This is a genomic window from Streptomyces sp. x-80, from assembly GCF_046549095.1.
Classification (GTDB): domain Bacteria; phylum Actinomycetota; class Actinomycetes; order Streptomycetales; family Streptomycetaceae; genus Streptomyces; species Streptomyces celluloflavus.
Genome location: NZ_JAJPWM010000027.1, coordinates 67,697 through 87,100, shown reverse-complemented (window position 1 = coordinate 87,100; position 19,404 = coordinate 67,697). Strand labels below are relative to the sequence as shown.

Annotated in this window: 19 protein-coding genes and 2 pseudogenes; 11 read left to right on the top strand and 10 right to left on the bottom strand. The window is 71.5% G+C overall.

The annotated features are described in order from the left end of the window. A pseudogene (locus ACLJWH_RS37070) lies at positions 1–87 on the bottom strand (IS5/IS1182 family transposase); the annotation flags it as partial. A gap of 208 nt (positions 88–295) precedes the next feature. Here ACLJWH_RS37070 and ACLJWH_RS37065 point away from each other — a divergent pair. From ACLJWH_RS37065 to ACLJWH_RS37050, 4 genes are all read left to right on the top strand, one after another. Beyond that, positions 296–766 carry a hypothetical protein gene (locus tag ACLJWH_RS37065; protein WP_411146200.1) on the top strand — a complete coding sequence of 157 codons (471 nt, stop codon included), beginning with the start codon at positions 296–298 and terminating at the stop codon, positions 764–766. A gap of 293 nt (positions 767–1,059) precedes the next feature. Beyond that, positions 1,060–1,335, top strand: coding sequence for an endonuclease domain-containing protein (locus tag ACLJWH_RS37060; protein ID WP_411146204.1), 276 nt, complete (start codon positions 1,060–1,062; stop codon positions 1,333–1,335). Between the two features lie 198 nt (positions 1,336–1,533). After that, on the top strand, positions 1,534–2,520 hold the full coding sequence (locus ACLJWH_RS37055) for a hypothetical protein (protein WP_411146199.1): 987 nt from the start codon (positions 1,534–1,536) through the stop codon (positions 2,518–2,520). 74 nt (positions 2,521–2,594) lie between these two features. Next, complete coding sequence (locus ACLJWH_RS37050) at positions 2,595–2,768, top strand: hypothetical protein (RefSeq protein ID WP_411146198.1); 174 nt, start codon at positions 2,595–2,597, stop codon at positions 2,766–2,768. A gap of 194 nt (positions 2,769–2,962) precedes the next feature. Here the strand turns inward: ACLJWH_RS37050 and ACLJWH_RS37045 are convergent, their stop codons facing one another. Next, the gene (locus ACLJWH_RS37045) at positions 2,963–3,286 is read right to left on the bottom strand and encodes a DUF4158 domain-containing protein (RefSeq protein WP_411146197.1); all 324 of its coding nucleotides are present in this window, start codon (positions 3,284–3,286) and stop codon (positions 2,963–2,965) included. 20 nt (positions 3,287–3,306) lie between these two features. On the opposite strand from ACLJWH_RS37045, the gene ACLJWH_RS37040 reads away from it, so the two are divergent. After that, positions 3,307–4,053, top strand: coding sequence for an aminoglycoside phosphotransferase family protein (locus tag ACLJWH_RS37040; RefSeq protein ID WP_411146196.1), 747 nt, complete (start codon positions 3,307–3,309; stop codon positions 4,051–4,053). Positions 4,054–4,722: 669 nt separating this feature from the next. On the opposite strand, the pseudogene ACLJWH_RS37035 reads toward ACLJWH_RS37040, so the two are convergent. Together ACLJWH_RS37035 and ACLJWH_RS37030 are read right to left on the bottom strand one after the other, a co-directional pair. Next, positions 4,723–4,902 (bottom strand): annotated as a pseudogene (locus ACLJWH_RS37035) (ISL3 family transposase); the annotation flags it as partial. 268 nt (positions 4,903–5,170) lie between these two features. Beyond that, positions 5,171–6,022 (bottom strand): class I SAM-dependent methyltransferase, encoded by an 852-nt coding sequence (locus ACLJWH_RS37030; RefSeq protein ID WP_411146195.1) that lies wholly within the window; start codon positions 6,020–6,022, stop codon positions 5,171–5,173. Between the two features lie 359 nt (positions 6,023–6,381). On the opposite strand from ACLJWH_RS37030, the gene ACLJWH_RS37025 reads away from it, so the two are divergent. Next, complete coding sequence (locus tag ACLJWH_RS37025) at positions 6,382–7,287, top strand: hypothetical protein (RefSeq protein ID WP_411146194.1); 906 nt, start codon at positions 6,382–6,384, stop codon at positions 7,285–7,287. Positions 7,288–7,402: 115 nt separating this feature from the next. Here ACLJWH_RS37025 and ACLJWH_RS37020 read toward each other — a convergent pair whose 3' ends face one another. Beyond that, positions 7,403–8,173, bottom strand: coding sequence for an IclR family transcriptional regulator (locus ACLJWH_RS37020; protein ID WP_381681180.1), 771 nt, complete (start codon positions 8,171–8,173; stop codon positions 7,403–7,405). A 128-nt stretch (positions 8,174–8,301) separates the two neighbouring features. Here ACLJWH_RS37020 and ACLJWH_RS37015 point away from each other — a divergent pair, with 128 nt between their 5' ends. The 4 genes from ACLJWH_RS37015 to ACLJWH_RS37000 all read left to right on the top strand — a co-directional run bounded on the left by ACLJWH_RS37015 (position 8,302) and on the right by ACLJWH_RS37000 (position 12,423). Further along, complete coding sequence (locus tag ACLJWH_RS37015) at positions 8,302–9,852, top strand: aldehyde dehydrogenase (NADP(+)) (protein ID WP_411146193.1); 1,551 nt, start codon at positions 8,302–8,304, stop codon at positions 9,850–9,852. An 11-nt stretch (positions 9,853–9,863) separates the two neighbouring features. After that, positions 9,864–10,373 carry a GNAT family N-acetyltransferase gene (locus ACLJWH_RS37010; protein ID WP_411146192.1) on the top strand — a complete coding sequence of 170 codons (510 nt, stop codon included), beginning with the start codon at positions 9,864–9,866 and terminating at the stop codon, positions 10,371–10,373. Between the two features lie 138 nt (positions 10,374–10,511). Then, on the top strand, positions 10,512–11,216 hold the full coding sequence (locus tag ACLJWH_RS37005) for a DsbA family oxidoreductase (protein ID WP_411146191.1): 705 nt from the start codon (positions 10,512–10,514) through the stop codon (positions 11,214–11,216). A gap of 118 nt (positions 11,217–11,334) precedes the next feature. Next, positions 11,335–12,423, top strand: coding sequence for an aminotransferase class V-fold PLP-dependent enzyme (locus ACLJWH_RS37000; protein ID WP_411146190.1), 1,089 nt, complete (start codon positions 11,335–11,337; stop codon positions 12,421–12,423). A 342-nt stretch (positions 12,424–12,765) separates the two neighbouring features. Here the strand turns inward: ACLJWH_RS37000 and ACLJWH_RS36995 are convergent, their stop codons facing one another. The 5 genes from ACLJWH_RS36995 to ectA all read right to left on the bottom strand — a co-directional run bounded on the left by ACLJWH_RS36995 (position 12,766) and on the right by ectA (position 17,739). Then, a complete protein-coding gene (locus ACLJWH_RS36995; protein WP_411146189.1) occupies positions 12,766–14,085 on the bottom strand; it encodes an alpha/beta fold hydrolase in 1,320 nt (439 codons plus the stop codon). A 173-nt stretch (positions 14,086–14,258) separates the two neighbouring features. Then, the gene (gene thpD / locus ACLJWH_RS36990; protein WP_411146188.1) at positions 14,259–15,158 is read right to left on the bottom strand and encodes an ectoine hydroxylase; all 900 of its coding nucleotides are present in this window, start codon (positions 15,156–15,158) and stop codon (positions 14,259–14,261) included. Positions 15,159–15,251: 93 nt separating this feature from the next. Beyond that, entirely contained in the window at positions 15,252–15,656 is a 405-nt protein-coding gene (locus ACLJWH_RS36985; protein WP_052854565.1) for an ectoine synthase, read from the bottom strand. A 97-nt stretch (positions 15,657–15,753) separates the two neighbouring features. Further along, entirely contained in the window at positions 15,754–17,022 is a 1,269-nt protein-coding gene (gene ectB / locus ACLJWH_RS36980) for a diaminobutyrate--2-oxoglutarate transaminase (RefSeq protein WP_411146187.1), read from the bottom strand. Positions 17,023–17,172: 150 nt separating this feature from the next. Beyond that, positions 17,173–17,739: a diaminobutyrate acetyltransferase gene (ectA, locus tag ACLJWH_RS36975; RefSeq protein WP_411146186.1), complete on the bottom strand. Its 567-nt coding sequence runs from the start codon at positions 17,737–17,739 to the stop codon at positions 17,173–17,175. A gap of 542 nt (positions 17,740–18,281) precedes the next feature. Here ectA and ACLJWH_RS36970 point away from each other — a divergent pair. After that, positions 18,282–19,373, top strand: coding sequence for an amidohydrolase family protein (locus ACLJWH_RS36970; protein WP_411146203.1), 1,092 nt, complete (start codon positions 18,282–18,284; stop codon positions 19,371–19,373). Positions 19,374–19,404: the final 31 nt, after the last annotated feature.

Genomic DNA, 19,404 nt, shown 5'->3' with positions numbered 1-19,404 from the left:
CGGGCGAACCCTCGCCGATGGCAACAGGGGCCTGGCAATCTCCCACAGCCCATCCGGCACGATCCATCGCCACCGTCCACTCCCCATAGCCAGCCCAACGACCAACTGACCATGTAGGACACGGTCTTAGTCGTGGGCAGCTCGCTGACCTGTGCGGACTGGGTTGGATGTCAACGCGTCTCTCGGATCACGCCGTTCGGGATCGTGCGCATCTGCCAGTGGAGGGGCCGGGGTGCCGCCGGAAGACGGTGAAGAGACAGCCTTGCTGTCAGTGCCCCTGCCTAGGATCCCCTGTGTGACCGAGCATCCTGACTCCACACTGCAGCGGTTGAACACCGAGATCCTGGGGAGCTACGGCTGGCAGCCCTTCGGCGGCCTATTCGACATGATCAAGGAGTGGCCGGCCGGAATCCCCTCCGAGATCGGTGTCTATGTCTTCCTGGCCGGTGGCAATAGGCCCATTACCTATCCGGTCGGAGAGTCCTCGATCGTCTACTTCGGCAAGGCAGAGCAGCAGCGTGGAGTGCGGGGCCGAGTCAGCCAGCACCGAGGCAGGATTAAAAGCGGTCCTCACGAGCGCTGGGCTGGGCATCCGGCGCACGAGTGGCTGATGGCACGAGGCGGCTTCTGCGCGTATTCGCTGGCTCCCGACCGCGATCCAGCTCACCCACTGCGCCACAGCGCGTCATGGGTGGAACACGAGCTGATCACGGCGTTTCAGCGTCTGCACCGCACACGTCCCGTCGGCAATGGCACCGCCGCATGAAGCCGACACGGGCGTGTCCCCTCGCCTGCTGTCCTGCTCAGCGGAACAAGCGAGCACCCGCACAGAGGACGGGTGGCTCGACGTCCTTGGCCACGGAAGCCGGCTGTCGCCCGGTTCCGTAGCCGACGCGCGTGGAGAAAGGAACCGTGAGGTCAGAATGTCTGTGATCAAGGGCACGCCCAAGTGCGCATGCTGCGGAGGAAGGAACGAGCACAGGTTCGTCTCCAGAGGAGACGAAATCGTGCGGACGTACGTATGCGACAGCATCGAGTGCAACGAAGAATCAGAAGGAGATTGCCAAGAGGGCGGCGAGCCACGGCATCACGTACGACAGGTACTCGGAGATCCACCTGCATCAAGGCGGTCGGTGCCCGATATGCGGGAACCACCTCGGGAAGTTCGACAGGGACGTTGTGATTGATCACGATCACTCGTGCTGCCCCAGGAAGACATCCTGTGGTGAATGCGTGAGAGGCATCCTTCATCGGGGGTGCAACTCTGTAATCGGGTACCTCGGCGATGACCCGGACAAGTTTGAACGGATAGCCGAGTACCTCCGGGGCTACTGAGGATGAGTGCGGGCAACTGTCAGAGCGCCTTGCTGACCATCTCTGTTGGGGATGGCCAAGTTGTCCTTTGCCAGGGAAGTTTGTTGCTCAGGTGCCGTGTGACCTGGCGGACTAAGTTCCTGCCGAGATTTATTGCCGCTCAGGGCATCTGCCGGGACCGAAGAGGTGAAGCCTCTGATCCGAACCCAGGAGCCCATCGTGCCTGATCTCGATCTCTCCACCACCGCTACGTCGTCCGCACCTGTCCTCATCAAGCCGGTACTTCCACCGATCCCACCGTTGTGGTACGTCCAGAGCCACGAAGTTCGCGTCCGCGCGACCTCTGGCGGAATCCACAAGGAGACGGGCCTCCCAGTGGGGGCCTTCCTGTGCGAGACTCCCGACGGCGGTCTCGTACAGCGCCATCAGCGGGACATCATCCGGGAGCCCGCGGTGCACGTCGTCATGGCCGCCCTGGAACCCGAGTCCCCCATCTCCCTCCCGGGCGTTACGGTGCGGCTGCGTGTTGGCGAGGACGCCCGCTACAACACGGGCTGGGTTAAGGACTCCGAAGGGCCCGTGCCGGACCTGATGGCGGCGCTGGAGGCGCGTGCCGACGCCCTCCAGAACCGACAGGACAAGGTAGAGAACTTCGCCACCCGCGTTCTGGGGGTGAACCGAAGTACACGCTGGAGCGAGGCGGTCTCCACCGCCCTGATGGGTGACTGGACCAGGTCACTGGACGAGCGCGGATGTCTGCAACCAGAAGTCCTTGGCCAGCTGCGCGCCGAGGCCCACACCATCCATCGCCAACTCGTCCCATTGTGGCGCCGACGCGTACGGCGTTCCCGACTGCTACTCCTGGACGCCCCGCTCGGCGACGGCCTGTGCCTCTATGACCTCGTCGCCGACCGGGCCAACCTCTCCGACGCCCGCCTCGGCACGGCCATCCACGACGACCGCCTCCTACGGATCGTGCAGCACCTGACGTCTGAGGAACGCTTGGTCGTAATCGCCTTGGCCGCAGGTGACGGCACCACTTGGACCGAGGCCGCTGCCCACGCTGGCGCCTCTGACCCGGTTGCGTTCGGTGAACGAGTCCGTCGCAAGACCCGTCGTCTCGCCGCCCGGACCGAAGAACGTCGCGCTGCAGCTCGCGCCACGGCCGATTCCAACCTCGGCTGGGCGGCCCCACAGGCACGGTGATCTCTTCCCCCCCCCGATCTACCTGTCATCCGCAGGGGACATCCCCCGGCCCACCCCAACCGTGGAGACCAACCGTGCCTATCGAAGTGTGGCTACTTCTTCCGTTCGCACTCCTGCTCGGCCTCATCTGCGCCACAGTCGTCTGTCTTGTCGCCCTGAGCCGTGCCGACCGGACCGACATCGTCGCCGTCACCAGGGAACTGCCTGATCTTGCTGCCGTCTTCCTCCGCTGCCGCCGGAAGCGATGACCACTCTGAAACGTGGCGAGGGCCCTCTCGCGACTAGGTTCGCTGGCAAGGAAGCCGAGGCGACTGGGTTCGATGTCTAACGCCTCGATTCGACGACAGCGGACAGTCTTCGGAGCCGGTTGTCGATCACGAGGCTCCGAAATGTCGAGCAGAAATGACGGCAGTGCGGCGGTGGGGTCTGCGGAACATCCACGTCAGGGGCGCGTGCCCCGGGGCGGACGCCGGCGGTCACCCCGTTCGCTGCGGTGGCTTGTAGAGGTCGTCGAGGCGGAGTGGCGCGGGCTGGGGCAGGGGTGTGCCGTCCCGTCACGCCCGCCGTACTGCATGAGACACGACGGGTCCGTGATCTCCCATTGCTCCGCCGGATACCCGGCGACCTCCGCCGGCGCCTGCCGCAGGGCCGGCACGAACCGGCCCAGGTACCGCACGCTCGTCAGCTGGACCGCGACCGTCAGCCGGTTGTGCGCACGCCGCTCGGCCCGCACGCACGCGATAAACCCGGAGACGTCGACGAGCATCCCCGGGATACTGGTCGCCCATGGATGAGGTCAAAGTTGTCGTTGCCCATTCCGAGCGCGCGACTCTGCGCGTCGGCGACGTGTTCCTGAAGGTGGACGCCGATCAGGCGCGCATCGACGTCGAGGTCGAGGCGATGGCCCTGGCGCCGGTCCCGACCCCGGAGATCCTGTGGCGCAAGCCGCCCGTGCTCGCGATCGCCGCGCTCCCGGGCACGGCGCTCGGCCGCCTCGGCGAATCGACGACCGCGTCGTCGGCGGCGTGGGCCACGGCGGGTGCCGCCATCCGGAAGTTGCACGACGCGCCGTCGCCGCCCTGGCGCGGCCGGGCCGGCCGGGGCAGCGACGAGCTGGCGGCGGAGCTCGACGGCGAGTGCGAGTGGCTCGTGACCAACGGCGTCCTGCCCGCCGACCTGGTCACCCGCAACCGCCAGGTCGCCGAGGCCGCGTTCCGGCCGTGGACCGCGGTGTTCACGCACGGCGACCTACAGATCGCTCACGTGTTCGCCGACGACGACGAGATCACCGGCATCATCGACTGGTCCGAGGCGGGCCAGGGTGATGCCCTGTTCGACCTCGCCACGTTGACGCTCGGACACGAGGAGCACCTCGGCGACGTCGTCGCCGGCTATGGCACCGACGTCGACCTCGATGTGATCCGCGCGTGGTGGTCGTTGCGAAGCCTGCTGGGGGTTCGCTGGCTGGTCGAGCACGGCTTTGACCCGTTCGCGCCGGGCTGTGAGGTCGACGTGCTGAGATCCCGGATGTGAGGCTGCGCGGGCGGCGGAACCAGTGCAGCAGCGCGCTCGCTCCTTCCCCGACCCATCGGTATACGCCGAGGCCGGAGCCGTGCCCGGCGCCGCGCCGGGCGATGTGCGGGGTGCTCTGGAACCGGCGGACCCTGTCCCGGTCGACCTCGTGGTCATAGTCGCGATCGGCTCTGGTCCACTGGGGGTTTGCCGCGAAACGTCCTGCTGACGTAGGCACGGACACTGGCGCACCCGCAGCGCGGCCACCCCCGCGGGGACAGCCCTGTTCCCTGATCTCCTCCCACAGTTTCCAGGCGTTGGCGCAGCCTTCCTGCCGACGCCGATCGAGATAGGGCTCGTAGTCATCGAGCCTGGTCGCACGGCTCGCCACTGCCCGGTGAACATCTCCTCCGCAGTAGCGGCACGGGAGAAACGCAAGATCGTGTTGAGGGTCGTCCCGAGCGGCCGGGCGACGGACCGCTTGCTGTGCCCGGCGGCGAGGAGAGCGTGGACGGTGGCGTGCTCGGCGCGGGTGCGTTCGGCGAACCGGTGCCCTGTCGGCCAGGGTGACGCAGCCGGCTCCGCCTCTTCCTGCGGTTCCTCAGGCCGGACCGGCGTGGGACGCAAGCAGCCACGGTGCCGGTAGGCGCATTTTTCGGCGGCTTCGCCCAGGTTGTGCCAGCGACGCCATCGGTCGGCGACCTGGCGGGCCTGCGGGGCGCCGCCGGTGGCACCTTCGGCGAAGAAGGGCGCCCGGTCACGGCAGACGATCCCGATGCCGGGCCGCTCGGCGAGCCAGGCCGCGAGCGTGTCCGCCTCCCGAGCGGGACGGAGGCCGACCGGGCGACGTGTCTCGACGTCGACGAGCACGGTTCCGTGGACACGGCCCTTGCGCTGGGCGTACCCGTCCACGCCGACCACGCGGGGTACTGCGGGGGCGGGGGCCGGAAGCGAGTGCGGCAGCACTTCGTTCACGGCGAAGGACTGTCGACCACACCACCGTCCAGCCAGGCGGTTCTCGGGCGAACTTCAGTGGTCGCAGGCGGTCGGTGCGCGCATGGCCGGCTGGCCGCGCATGAACCTGGCTCCCCTCATCAGGCCCCCTTGGGATCGATCATCCAGGGAGCCGGGAGGCGCTCTACCGGCGGACCGCCGAGATCAGTCCGCCGGGCCGCTCCTCGCGCTGCGGCGGGGTGCTGATCGGGCGGCCGTAGGCGGCAGCGCGCTCGCGCAGGGTGTGGCTGTCGGCCTCCCAGCCGTGCCCGGCCAGCCAGCCCACCGGGTCGTCGGGCATCTCCGAGACCCACATGGACGCCGCCGATCCCGGCGCGGCGTCCGCGCCGAAGCGCTCGATCACGCCGCGCGAGCCCAATGTCAGCCCCATCCGACTGCCTGCCGCCGACTGCGTGCTGATCCGGGCCAGCAGTAGCTCCACCGCGTCCTCGGGCAGATAGATCAGTAGTCCTTCGGCGATCCACGCGGTCGGCACGGCCGGGTCGTGCCCTGCGGCGGCCAGCGCGCCTGGCCAGTCCTCACGCAGATCCACCGCGACGGTGATCCGCTCGCAGCGTGCGACGGCCCGCTCCTGGCGCAGCACCGAAGCCTTGAAGTCCAGTGGCGCGGCGGTGTCGACCTCGAACAGCCGGGTGCCCTCGGGCCAGTCGATCCGGAAGGCCCGGCTGTCCATGCCGGCGCCGAGCAGCACGACCTGCCGGACCCCGGACGCGGAGGCCCGTTGCAACAGGTCGTCGAGGAACTTGGTCCTGATGACGATGGAGTACGACACGGCCAGTCGGCGGCGTCGCGTGGCCTCGTCATCGGGCAGCGGCGGCGAGGAGGGCCACAGGCCGCCGGCGGTGGCGAAGGCCCGTGCCAGTGGGTCGCGGAACAGCGCGTTCTTCCGCTCGGTCTCCAGCGCCCGCACCCTGGCCACCCCCACCGCCGTGGCCCACACTCCCGACGGCTGCACCCGCTCCTGCTCATCAGTCACCGCGCCAGCCTAGATGGTCGATTCCAAGGGGCCTGATGAGGGGAGCCGGGTTCATGCGCGGCCAGCCGGCCATGCGCGCACCGACCGCCTGCGACCACTGGAACCACCATGAGACGAAGGTCAACAGCCACCCTGAGTACGCGACCGCACGAAGTGGACCAGAGCCACTACCGCTCGACAGAGCCGGCCTCGCGTGCCGTGCCCGTCGGCCTGTCGGTGGTGCGCACCCGGCGGCCGCCGGTTCACGATGGAGCGGACAGGACCGCGGAGACCGGCACCGGCACCGAGCGCACCGGCCATGTCCGGAGTGCCGGTACCGGCCGGAGCGCCGGTACGGACAAGAGCTGGGAAGGTACGTCATGACACAGCGCATCCTCGACCTCGACCGCGAGGAGTTGGCCCGGCTGCGCGGCCGGGAGCTGACCGCGGCGGTGGCCGCCGCCGAGGGCCGCACGATGATCGCCGAGGTGTTCGCCGAGCGCGCCGCGCTCTCCCCGCACCCGGACGGCCGCGGGGTCCACAACATCGAGCTGGTCGCCGCCTTCGGCGCGGACATCGTCGTGCTCAACCTCATCGAACGGGCCTGGGACGGCGAGCGGTTGCGGCTGCCGGGGCTGGGCACCTTCACCAGCTTCACCGACCTCGCCGCGTACGTCGGCCGGCCGATCGGCGTCAACCTCGAACCGGGCGACGTCCCGGAGATCCGCCGCGCCCGGCCCGAGCACGCCAAACGGCTGATCGGCATGGGGGCCGCGCTGCTCTGCCTGACCGCCAACCCCGGTACCGGCGGCAGCTATCAGGGCCTGGCCCGCGTCACCGACGAGCTGCGCGCGGGGCTGGGCGACGACGTGGCGCTGTGGTCGGGCAAGATGCACCACGCGGGCCACCCGGAGCGGCTGACCGCGCGGCGGCTGACCGCCCTGGTGGACGCCGGCGCCGACGGCGTCGTCCTGCCGCTGCCCGGCACCATGCCCGGCGTCACCAGGGAACTGGCCGCCGAGGCGGTCGCCGCGGTGCAGGACGCGGGCGCGGTCGTGATGGGCACGATCGGCACCAGCCAGGAGGGCGCGCACGCCGACGTGGTGCCCCAACTCGCCCTGAACGCCAAGGAGATCGGCGTGGACGCGCACCATTTCGGGGACGCCTACCTGCCCGGTCTCTGCGATCCGGAGCTGCTCTACGCCTACTCCGTCGCGATCCGCGGCCGGCGCCATACCTGGAACCGGATGGCGCTCGGCGGCCGCGGCACGCGCGTCCCGGTGTGACGGCATACCGGTCTGTATCCCGGCACCCCCGACCGCACCCCGGTCCGGCCCCGGTCTTCGCCGTGGGCCGCCCCGGTGCGGACGGGGCCTCCGGTGACGGCGGCCCGGCCGCGTCTCAGAGCCGCCGGGTGGCCAGCGTCAGCCGGTCGCGGGCGTCGAACAGCGCGTCCTTGATCAGCTGTTCGTGCGCCGGGGTCAGCCGGGCCACCGGTACCGAGCAGCTGATCGCGTCCCGCGCCGGGGTGCGGTACGGAATCGCCACGCCGAAGCAGCGCAGGCCCAGCGTGTTCTCCTCGCGGTCCACCGCGTAGCCCTGCTCGCGCACCGTGTGCAACTCCTCGATCAGCTGCTCGCGGTCGGTGCGGGTGTGCTCGGTCAGGGCTGCGAGGGTGGGCGGCAGCATGGCCCGGACCTGGTCGTCGGTGTACGTGGCGAGCAGCGCCTTGCCCAGCGACGTCGAGTGCGCGGGCAGCCGGCGGCCGACGCGGGTGAACGGCCGCAGATAGTGCTGCGACTGACGGGTGGCGAGATAGACGACATTGACGCCGTCCAGCCGCGCGAGGTGGATGGTCTCCGTGGTGTCGTCCGAGAGCCGGTCCAGCGTCGGCCGGGCCGCGGCCACCACCTCGTCGCCGTCGATGTACGACGTGCCGACCAGTAGGGCGCGGACGCCTATGCCGTAACGGGTGCCGGTGGCGTCCGTCTCGACCCAGCCCAGGTCGACGAGGGTGCGCAGCAGCATGTAGAGGCTGGACTTGGGGTAACCGACGGCCTCCTGGACGGAGGCCAGGCTGTGCATACCGGGGCGGCCCGCGAAGTACTCCAGCAACTCCACCGTCCGCACCGCGGACTTGACCTGCGATCCACCGGTATCGGCAGCTGACATCGGCCTTGACCCCTCTGTTCGGACAGCCATAGAGTCCCAGAGGCCCGGATATTCACCATGTGGGACGGCGTTCAGCATATAGAACGCCACCCGGGACGCGGCAAGAGTTCGCTCAGGAGGAACGCACGGTGGCAACAGCGGCAGCAGCACCAGTCTGGAGCGTCGACCCCCGCAACGGGAAGCGCCGCGAACAGGTCGCGGTGGAGGCCACGGCGGCGGAGGTGGACGCCGCGGTGCGCGCCGCGCACGCCGCCCGCGCCCCGCTCGCCGACCGGGGTGCGCGCGCCGCCTTCCTGCGCCGTGCGGCCGACCTGCTCGACGAGGCGGGCGAGCGGGTCATCGAGGCCGCCGACGCCGAGACCGCGCTCGGCCCCGGCCGGCTCACCGGTGAACTGGCCCGCACCACCTACCAGCTGCGGGCGTTCGCGGACATCGTGGCGGAGGGCGAGTTCCTGGGCGTACTGATCGACCACGCCGACCCCGGCCTCACCCCGCCCCGCCCCGACCTGCGCCGCTACAAGATCCCGCTGGGCGTCGTCGCGGTCTACGCCGCCAGCAACTTCCCGCTGGCCTTCTCCGTACCCGGCGGTGACACTGCCAGCGCGCTGGCGGCCGGCTGCCCGGTCGTCGTCAAGGCACACCCCGACCACCCCGCCACCTCCGAACTGTGCGCCGCGCTGCTACGCCGCGCCGCCGCCGACACCGGGCTGCCCGAGGGCGTGCTGGGCCTGGTGCACGGCTTCCGGTCCGGCCTCGATCTGGTGGGGCACCCGCTGATCACCGCCGCCGGATTCACCGGCTCGGTGCGCGGCGGCCGCGCCCTCTACGACGCCGCCGCGGCCCGCCCGCACCCCATCCCCTTCCACGGCGAACTGGGCAGCCTCAACCCCGTCGTGATCACCGAGGCGGCGGCCGGCGAGCGCGCGGAGCATCTCGGCGCCGGGCTGGCCGGATCGATGACCCTCGGCGTCGGCCAGTTCTGCGTCAAGCCCGGCCTCGTCCTGGCGCCCGAGGGCGAGACCGGCGACCGGCTGCTGACGTCGCTCACCGCCGCGGTCAGCGACACCGAGGCGGGCGTGCTGCTGGACCGCCGGATGCGGGACGCCTTCCTCGACGGCGTCCGCACCCGTGCCCAACTCCCCGGCGTCCAGGCGCCGGTGACCCCCGGCGCGGGCGGCGAGCACACCGTCAGTGCGGGGTTCCTCACCGTCCCCGCCGCCCGTCTCGCCACCGAAGGACCGCACGACCTCCTCCTGGAGGAGTGCTTCGGCCCGGTGACCGTCCTCGCCCGCTATGCCGACGAGGCCGAGATCACCGCCGTCCTCGCCCGGCTCCCCGGCAACCTCACCGCGACGCTGCACCTCGGCGAGGCGGAGAGCGCCGGCCGCGACGACGAGGGCCGCGGCGCCCGGCTGCTCGCCGGTCTCACCCCGCTCGCCGGCCGCGTCGTCGTCAACGGCTGGCCCACCGGCGTCGCGGTCGCGCCCGCCCAGCACCACGGCGGCCCCTACCCGGCCACCACCTCCACCGCCACCTCCGTCGGCGCCACCGCCATCGAACGCTGGCTGCGCCCGGTCGCCTACCAGGACACCCCGCCCGCGCTGCTGCCGCCCGAACTGCGCGAGGAGAACCCGCTCGGCCTGCCGCGCCGCGTCAACGGCCGCCCCGCGGGCGCGTAGGCGGCCGGCCCGTGCACCGGGACCCCGACGCACCCGCCCCCCGGGTCCGCGCTGCGACCGCCGCGGATCTGGCGGCCATCGTCACCCTGCACACCCGCGCCCGCGCCGCGTACGCCCGCGCCCGGGTGCCCGACGCGCCCTTCGACACCCCGGCCGAACACGCCCGCGGCCACACTCTCTGGGACCGTGTCCTGGACCGTGAGGACACCCCCGTACTCTGCGCCGAGCGCGGCGGCACCGTCATCGGCGCCGCCGCGTACCGCCGCCGCGCCGACCCGGACACCGTCACCCTGCACCAACTGCACGTCGACCCCGCCCACTGGGGAACGGGCGTGGGCCGCGCCCTGCACACCGCCTGCCTGCACGCCTGGCGCACGGCCGGCTGCTCCCGGGCCGTCCTGGACGTGCTCTGGCACAACCGCCGCGCCCGCGCCTTCTACACCCGCCTCGGCTGGCAGCCCGATCCGGCCCACCGCCCCGCGCCCGACGCCACCCACCTCGCCCTGGCCCTCACCCTGTGACCACCCGCCGCGCGCCCGACCGGCCCCGGGGCGGCGCCGCGGCCGCGGGGTCCGGCGGAGACGCGAACGGCCGGCCGGAATACAGCGGTGTCCCGCCGGGTTGTACCGGCGCACATCCACAACGAGGAAAGTCAGCTCATGCGCGTCGAAATCTGGTCGGACATCGCTTGCCCCTGGTGCTACATAGGCAAGGCCCGCTTCGAAGCGGGGCTGGCCGCGTTCGCGCACCGTGATGCGGTTGAGGTGGTGCACCGCTCGTTCGAGCTGGACGCGGACGCGCCGGCCGCCACCGACATACCGATTCTGGACATGCTCGCCACGAAGTACGGCGTGACCCGTGAGCAGGCCGAGGCCATGGAGGCCAAGGTCGCCGAGGCGGCGGCCGGTGAGGGGCTCGGCTACCGCTCCGACCGGATCCACGGCAACACCTTCGACCTGCACCGGCTGCTGCACCTGGCCAAGGAGCACGGCGTGCAGGACGCGCTGCTCCAAGCCTTCTACCGCGCCAACTTCGCCGAGGCCCGGCCGCTGGGCGACGCCGCCGTTCTCAGCGAGATCGCCATCGCCGCGGGACTGCCCGCCGAAGCCGTCGCGCGGGTGCTGGCCGACCCGGACGCGTACGCGGAGGCGGTGCGGGCCGACGAGCGCGAGGCCGCGCAGCTGGGCGCGAGCGGGGTGCCGTTCTTCGTCATCGACCGGCGCTACGGGATCTCCGGCGGCCAGCCCGCCGACGTCTTCCGGCAGGCGCTGGAGCGCGCCCACGCGGAGAGCGCCGTCCAGATCCTGCCGACCGGCGACGCCGAGGTCTGCGGGGACGACGGCTGCGCCGTACCCGGGAAGTGACCGCGGGCCGGCCCGCCCGCACCCGCTCCGACCGGAACGGAGCGGACAAGGAAGGCTTGCGGGCCGGCCCGGCGGAGATGTCATGGACGGGGCACGGCACGTCGAGCAGAGTGGGGGCATGCAGCGACGCGCGCCACTGGGCGGGGCCGAATTCGCGCCCGAGACGACCTATCTGAACTCCGCTTCCAGCGGACTGCTCCCGATGCGTACCAGGACCGCACTGCACGCGGCGGTCGACGAGTCCGCCTCCTACGGCACCATGGGCCGCGACTACTTCGGCCCGGCCGCGGCCTCCCGGGCCGCCTTCGCCCGGCTGCTGGACATCCCCGCGGAGCGCGTCGCCCTCGGCAGCTCCGTCGCGGTGCAGTCCGCGTTCGTCGCCGGTACGCTCCCGCCGGGCTCCGAAGTGCTGGTCCCCGAGGGCGACTTCAGCTCGCTGGTCAATCCGTTCGCCGTGCACCCCGGCGTCCGGCTGCGCACCGTGCCGCTGGCAGAGCTCGCCGGGGCGGTCCGGCCGGAGACCGCGCTCGTCGCCTTCAGCGCCGTGCAGTCGCTGGACGGCGCGATCGCGGACCTGGCGGCGGTCCGGGCCGCCGCGCGGGCGCACGGCGCGCGTACCTACCTCGACATCACCCAGGCCGCGGGCTGGCTGCCGCTGCGCGCGGACGACTTCGACTTCGTCGTCTGCGGGGCCTTCAAATGGCTGCTGTGCCCGCGCGGTACCACCTTCATGGCGTTCGGCGGGAACGGGACCGGCGGCCACGGGGACCGGGACGCCGCCGGGGCGTGGCCGGCCGCGCTGCACGCGGGCTGGGTGGCGGGCGAGGAGCCGGGCGAGTCCAGCTACGGGCCGGTGCTGCGGCCGGCCACCACCGCCCGGCGCTTCGACGAGCCGCACGCCCACTACGCCTACCTCGGTGCCGCGCGGTCCCTGGCGCTCATCGAGGAGCTCGGCGTCACCACCGTCCACGCCCACAACATCGCGCTCGCCGACCAGTACCGCGCCGGCCTCACCGCCCGCGGTCTCACCCCGCGCCCGGCGCCCGGCTCGGCGATCGTCTCCACCCCCGGGCTCGCGGACACGGAGCGGCGGCTGACCGAGGCGGGCGTACGGATCTCGGTGCGCGGCGGACTGCTGCGGGCGTCCTTCCATCTCTACAACTCCACCGATGATGTGGAGCAGCTGCTGGACCTGCTGCTCGGCTGACTTCCGTTCGCCGTCCGGTGGGGCGGGGGCCCACGCCCCACCGGACAGCCGCCTCAAGGCCGTCGGCTCGCGCGGATTCAGCCGGAATCCCCGCCCCCGGTCCCGTACGGCACTCACGAAGAAGCCGGGAATGAAGAGGCCGGGAACAGAAGCAGGGGAACGAAGAAGCAGGGAACAGAAGCAGGGAACAGAAGCAGGGAACGGAGAAGCCGGGAACGGAGAAGCCGGGTGAGGTCCGGCGCCTGCGGCGGGTTCGCTATCGGTCGGCCGGACCGGCCGCCGGGTGGGACGGGGCGGTCAACCCCGCCCCGAGCCGGGGACCTCAGGCGTCCCCGGGCCCCCTCACAGCTCTCCGCGCACCGTCCTGATCAGCCGGTCGAGCACCGCGCCGTCGCTCACCCGGAGCCCGTCGTGCTCCCACTCGTTGGTCACCCATGTCCGCAGCCCGCGGATGCGCTCCGCGGTCCGCAGGGAGTGGGCGGTGTCGACGTACATATCGTCGAAGTAGACCGCCGCGGCGGCCGGTACCTCGTTGGCGGCCAGCCGCTCGGTGTCGTACAGATCGGGCCACTCCGTCCGCTCGGCCAGCGCCTGCGCGGTCTCCTTCAGCGGGCGCAGCGCCGGGTCGGTGTCGAAGAGCCACGGGTACATCATCTCGCCGGTGAAATACAGCGGTCCGTCGCCGGCCAGCGCGGTGTCCACATCGAACGCGGCGTCCGCTTCGAGCCCGTCCCGCACCCGCTGCGCCGCCCAGCCGGTCGGGCCCGGGTCCACCGACCGCTGTCCGTAGATCGACTCGTGCAGCAGCGCGAACAGCGGGGTGGTGGCGTGCGAGAGGTGCCCCTGGACGGCGTGCAGGAACGCGTCGGCGAGTTCGGGGCCCGCCGGGCCGGTCACCCATGCCTCGGCGATCAGGTGGTGCAGGGTGGGCGAGCCGCTGCCGCTGCCCAGCATCAGGCCCAGCGCCTGGAACGCCTCCGCCGTCAGCAGCCCGCCGCCCGGCAGCCGCACCTCGTGGGCGCGCAGATGCGCCGCGATCCGGCGGACGGCCGGCACGTCCTCGGGGAAGCGGGCGTAGTGCGCGGCGTTCTTCCGGGCGACCCGCGGGTATGCCGCCCGGTAGACGTCCGCCGCGCTCGCCTCCGTCCCCGGCAGCCCGCCGGTCACATACGCCTCGCGCAGCCCCTCGGGCGCCAGCGAGAGATAGGTGACGGTGCAGAAACCGCCGAAGCTCTGTCCCAGCACGCTCCACGGGGTGCCCTCACCGGCCAGCCGGCGGCGGAACGTCTCGGCGTCCCGCACGATCGCGTCGGCGCGGAAGTGCGCCAGATACGCGGCCTGTTCGCGGGGGCCGCCGCGCAGCGGGAGGGTCTGCCGGCCGGCGGGTGTCGAGCGGCCGGTGCCGCGCTGGTCCAGCAGCAGGACGCGGTAGTCGTCCAGCGCCCGGGACAGCCAGGATTCGCGCCCGAGCGGACGCGGCGCCGGGCAGCCGGGACCGCCCTGCAAGTACACCAGCCACGGCAGCTCCGCCGCCTCCCGCCCGGCGGCCACCACCTCGCGGCCGTACACCTCGATCCGCTCACCGTCCGGTTCGTCGTGGTCCAGGGGCACGTCCAGTACGTGGTCGGTCAGCACGACCCCGGGCAGTCGCTGCACACTCATGACGTCTCTCCTCGCCTTCGCTCCACCGCGCGGCACACCGGCCGCCCGGTCCGGACCCGTCGCGGCGGGTCCGGACCCCTGGTCAGGCGTCAGGCTAACGACGCGGACCGCCGCCCCGGGCCTCGGGGCGGCGGTCCGTACCGTCAACCTGATTGCGGCACCGGCGAGCGGGCCTACCGCACCGGCGTGAAGTCGCGGGCGCCGATGTACTCCGGGCGCCGGACCGGCGCCGCGAACGGCTCCACCGCGGTGTTCTCCACACTGTTGAAGACGAGGAACACATTGCTGCGCGGGTACGGCGTGATGTTGTCGCCGGAACCGTGCATGGCGTTGCAGTCGAACCAGGTCGCCGAGCCGGCCCGGCCGGTGAACAGGCGGATGCCGTGCCGGTCCGCCATCTTCGTCAGCGTCTCGTCCGACGGGATGCCCGCGTCCTGCATCTGTAGGGATCTCTTGTAGTTGTCCTTCGGCGTCTCGCCCGCGCACCCCACGAAGTCGTGGTGGGAGCCGGGCATGATCATCAGGCCGCCGTTGGTGTCGAGGTTCTCGGTCAGCGCGAGGGAGACGGACACGGTGCGCATCCGTGCCAGACCGTCCTCCGCGTGCCAGGTCTCGAAGTCCGAGTGCCAGTAGAAACCGGAGGCGCCGAACCCGGGCTTCACATTGATCCGCGACTGGTGGACGTAGACGTCCGAGCCGAGGATCTGCCGGGCGCGGCCGGCCACGCGCGGGTCGCGGACCAGCCCGGCGAACACCTCGCTGATCCGGTGCACTTCGAAGACGGACCGTACGCTCCCCGTCTTCGGCTCGATGATCGAGCGCGGGTCGGCGCGCGTCGCCGGGTCCAGCACGAGCCGGTCCAGTTCGGCGCGGTAGACCGCGACTTCGTCCGCCGTCAGCAGGTCGTCGACGGCGCAGAAGCCGTCGCGGGCGAAGTCGCTCAGCTCGGACGGCCGGAAGGGGCCGGCCGTACCGGGCGGTGACCACACCACCGGGTCCTCCCGCGGGGTGATCGTCTCGGTGGCCCCACGGGACGGGTAGCGGTCGGCGGTGCGCTCGGGTGCGGTGGTCATATGGTGCCTTCCTCTCCTCTCGTACATGCTCTCGGCCAGATGTCCGGGGTGTGCCCTCCTCGGCCGCCGCACGGGGCGGGCGGCGGGTGTGTCTCAGACCGTCTCGGGTTCGGTGAGCAACGGGTAGACGCCGTTCTCGTCGTGGTCCTCGCGGCCGGTGACCGGGGGGTTGAAGACACAGACGCAGCGGAAGTCGGTCTTGGGCCGCATGGTGTGCTTCTCATGGCCGTTGAGCAGGTACATCGTGCCCGGCGAGATCCAGTGCTTCTCGCCGGTCTCGTCGTTGGTGAGCTCGGCCTCGCCCTCCACGCACAGGACGGCCTCGATGTGGTTCGCGTACCACATCGACGTCTCGGTTCCCGCGTACAGGATGGTCTCGTGCAGCGAGAAGCCGACGCGCTCCTTGGCGAGCACGATGCGCTTGCTCTCCCAGGTGCCGGAGGCGGCCCTGACGTGGCGGTCGGTGCCTTCGATGTCCTTGAAGGATCGGACGATCACGGTGAGTCGGTGCCTTTCTGTGGAACGGTGGGACGGGTGCGGTGGGCGCATGCGGTGAGCGGGCGGGCGGCCGGGCGGTGCCGGGCGGCCCGGCCCGTCAGACGCAGTCGCGGACCGCGCGGGCGAGGGTGCGGAGGCCCTCGTCCAGCTCCTCGGGGGTGGTCGTCAGCGCGGGCAGCAGCTTGACGACCTCGCTCTCCGGGCCGGAGGTCTCGATGAGCAGACCCAGCTCGAAGGCGCGCTTGGCGATCTTGTTGGCGGCGCTCTTGTCCACGCACTCCAGGCCCCACACCAGCCCGCGGCCGCGGTACTCGGAGATGGCGTCCGGGTGCTCCTCGACGATGGCCTTCAGATGGGACTCGACGATCTCGCCGCGGGCGAGCGTCTGCTTCTCCATCTGGCCGTCGGCCCAGTACGTGTCCAGCGTGGCGGCGGCGGTGACGAAGGCCGGGTTGTTGCCGCGGAAGGTGCCGTTGTGCTCGCCCGGCTCCCACACGTCCAGCTCGGGCTTGAAGAGGGTGAGCGCGAGCGGCAGACCGTAGCCGCTGATGGACTTCGAGACGGTGACGATGTCCGGCACGATGCCCGCCTCCTCGAAGGAGAAGAACGCGCCGGTCCGGCCGCAGCCCATCTGGATGTCGTCCACGATCAGCAGCATGTCGCGGCGCTCGCACAGCGCGGCGAGGGCGCGCAGCCACTCGGCGCGGGCGACGTTGATGCCGCCCTCGCCCTGGACGGTCTCGACGATCACCGCGGCGGGGGTGTTCAGACCCGAACCCTGGTCCTCCAGCAGCCGCTCGAACCAGAGGAAGTCCGGGATCTGGCCGTCGAGGTAGTTGTCGAACGGCATCGGGGTGCCGTGCACCAGCGGGATACCGGCGCCGGCCCGCTTGAAGGCGTTGCCGGTGACGGCCAGCGAGCCCAGTGACATGCCGTGGAAGGCGTTGGTGAAGGACACGATCGACTCGCGGCCCTTGACCTTGCGGGCCAGTTTCAGCGCGGCCTCGACGGCGTTGGTACCCGTCGGGCCCGGGAACATGACCTTGTAGGGCAGGTCGCGCGGCCGCAGGATGATGTTCTGGAAGGACTCCAGGAACGCCCGCTTGGCCGTGGTCGACATGTCCAGGCCGTGGGTGACGCCGTCCCGCTCGATGTAGTCGATCAGGGCGCGCTTGAGGACCGGGTTGTTGTGGCCGTAGTTGAGTGATCCGGCCCCGGCGAAGAAGTCGAGGTAGACGTGGCCGTCCTCGTCGAACATCCGGCTGCCCTGCGCGCGGTCGAAGACGGTCGGCCAGCCGCGGCAGTAGCTGCGTACCTCCGACTCCACGGTCTCGAAGACGCTCAGATCGGGCTGGGTGATGGTCACAGCATGCTCCTGGGAGATGAGTGGCGAACGGAGTGGAAGTCTGCGGGGCGGGCGGCCGGATGCGGCGCTCTCACGGGGCGCGCCCTTTCCGTGCGGCGGACGCGGGACCCGAACGGCCTATCCGGGGCGGCCACGCGCCCGGTCCGGCCGTCAGTGCCCGGGGCCGGGCGGGAGGGCGAACGGCCCGATGAGATGCAGCACCTCCGGCTCGTGGCCCTGCCCGGGGAAGAGCTCCGCGTCGAAGAGCACCTCGCGCCTGAGCGGTACGCCGTGGCGCTCGGCGAACGACGCGAACAGCCGGTTGGAGGCGTCGTTGTGGGGCGTGACGGTGGTCTCGACGCGGCGGACGCCCCATTCGCGTACGGCGCGGGCGGTCAGTCCGTCCAGCAGCGCGGCCGCCAGCCCCTGGCCGCGGTGCGCGTCGTCGACGGCGACCTGCCACACGACGAGGGTCTCCGGGTGCTCGGGGCGGCGGTAGCCGGTGACGAAGGCGGCCGGTTCGCCCGCCGCGTCGCGTGCCACGACGGAGGTGGCGGCGAAGTCGCGACACCACAGCAGGTAGCTGTAGGAGGAGTTGAGGTCGAGTGTCCGGGAATCGCGGGCGATGCGCCAGATTGCGGCTCCGTCCGCCACCCGCGGGGTGTCGAGCTTGAAGCCCTCCGGCAATTCCCTGAAATCGGTACGGGCGCCTGCATGGTCTGCTTGTGCGGCGGTCATGGAAATTAAATTTACCCAGGGAAAAAGGAAATTGCATCGCGGGCAGAGGTTACGCAAGTCGTGTTGCTGTGTTATCGCGCGGGTGCGCCCGAGCGCGCGTTATGGCTGCAAGATGTACGGTTTTGACCGGGAGGTTCGGGGCGAAACGGGCACCCTGTGGGGTCGGTCACAGGTCCGTAACACCCGGGGAAGCCGTTCGAATTACGGCTCGGGAGGCTAGCAGAATCTTAGCGTTTGAGCTGCGGAAAAGCGGGCAGGAGAATACGGGGAGCTGCGCTTCTGAAGAATTGCGAATTTGCCTGCGGAAGGTGCCGGGGAAGCGCGTCACAAGGCGCTTCGGAAGGTCCCCCGAAAGGCGGGCGAGAAGTTGCGCGGAAAGGAATGACAGGGAACGGGAGAGCAAAGCGGCGCCGACGCCTGGGCGGGGTGGGAAATCGGCCACGGAACGGGCCGGCGGAAATGCCGGGAGCCCGCCGCGGAGCCCGCCCGACGGCCGGGTCCACCTCCGGTGGCGTGCCGCATAGGGTGCGTCCATGATGGCGATGAGTGACGGTGCGGTGCTGCACCTCAAGGGGAGGGTCCTGGTTGGGCCGGAGGACGTGCGCGACGAACTCTGGGTCGTCGGCGGCCGGGTGACGTACGACCGGCCGGTCGCGGCGCGGGAGGTCACGACCGTCGAGGGGTGGGTGCTGCCGGGCCTGGTGGACGCCCACTGCCATGTGGGGCTGGACGCCGACGGACCGGTGGACGACCCCACCAGCGAGAAGCAGGCGCTGACCGAACGCGACGCGGGCGCGCTGCTGCTCCGCGACGCCGGATCGCCCTCCGACACCCGCTGGATCGACGACCGCGAGGATCTGCCGCGGATCATCCGCGCGGGCCGGCACATCGCCCGCACCCGCCGCTACATCCGCAACTACGCCCATGAGATCGAGCCGGCGGACCTGGTCGCCCATGTCGCCCAGGAGGCCCGGCGGGGCGACGGCTGGGTCAAGCTCGTGGGGGACTGGATCGACCGCTCGACCGGCGATCTGGAGGCGTGCTGGCCGCGCGGCGCCGTCGCGGCGGCCATCGCCGAGGCGCATCGCCTGGGCGCCCGGGTGACCGCCCACTGCTTCGCCGAGGACACCCTCGCACCGCTCGTCGAGGCCGGTATCGACTGCATCGAGCACGCCACCGGCCTCACCGAGGACACCATCCCGCTGTTCGCCGAGCGCGGTGTCGCGATCGTCCCCACGCTCGTCAACATCGCGACCTTCCCGCAGCTCGCGTCGGGCGGCGAGGCGAAGTTCCCGCGCTGGGCGGACCATATGCGACGGCTGCACGAGCGCCGCTACGACACCGTGCGGGCGGCGTACGACGCGGGTGTGCCCGTCTTCGCCGGTACGGACGCGGGCGGCTCGCTCGCGCACGGTCTGGTCGCCCAGGAGGTCGCCGAGCTGCGGAAGGCCGGTCTGCCGGCCGTCGCCGCGCTCTCCGCGACGACCTGGGGCGCCCGGGACTGGCTGGGCCGGCCGGGCCTGACCGAGGGCGCCTCCGCCGACCTGGTGGTCTACGAGGCCGATCCGCGCCAGGACGTGCGGGTGCTGGCCGCACCGCGCCGGGTGGTGCTGCGCGGGCGGGTGATCGGCTGAGGGGCCGGCGGCGGGGCGGGCCCGTGGCGGC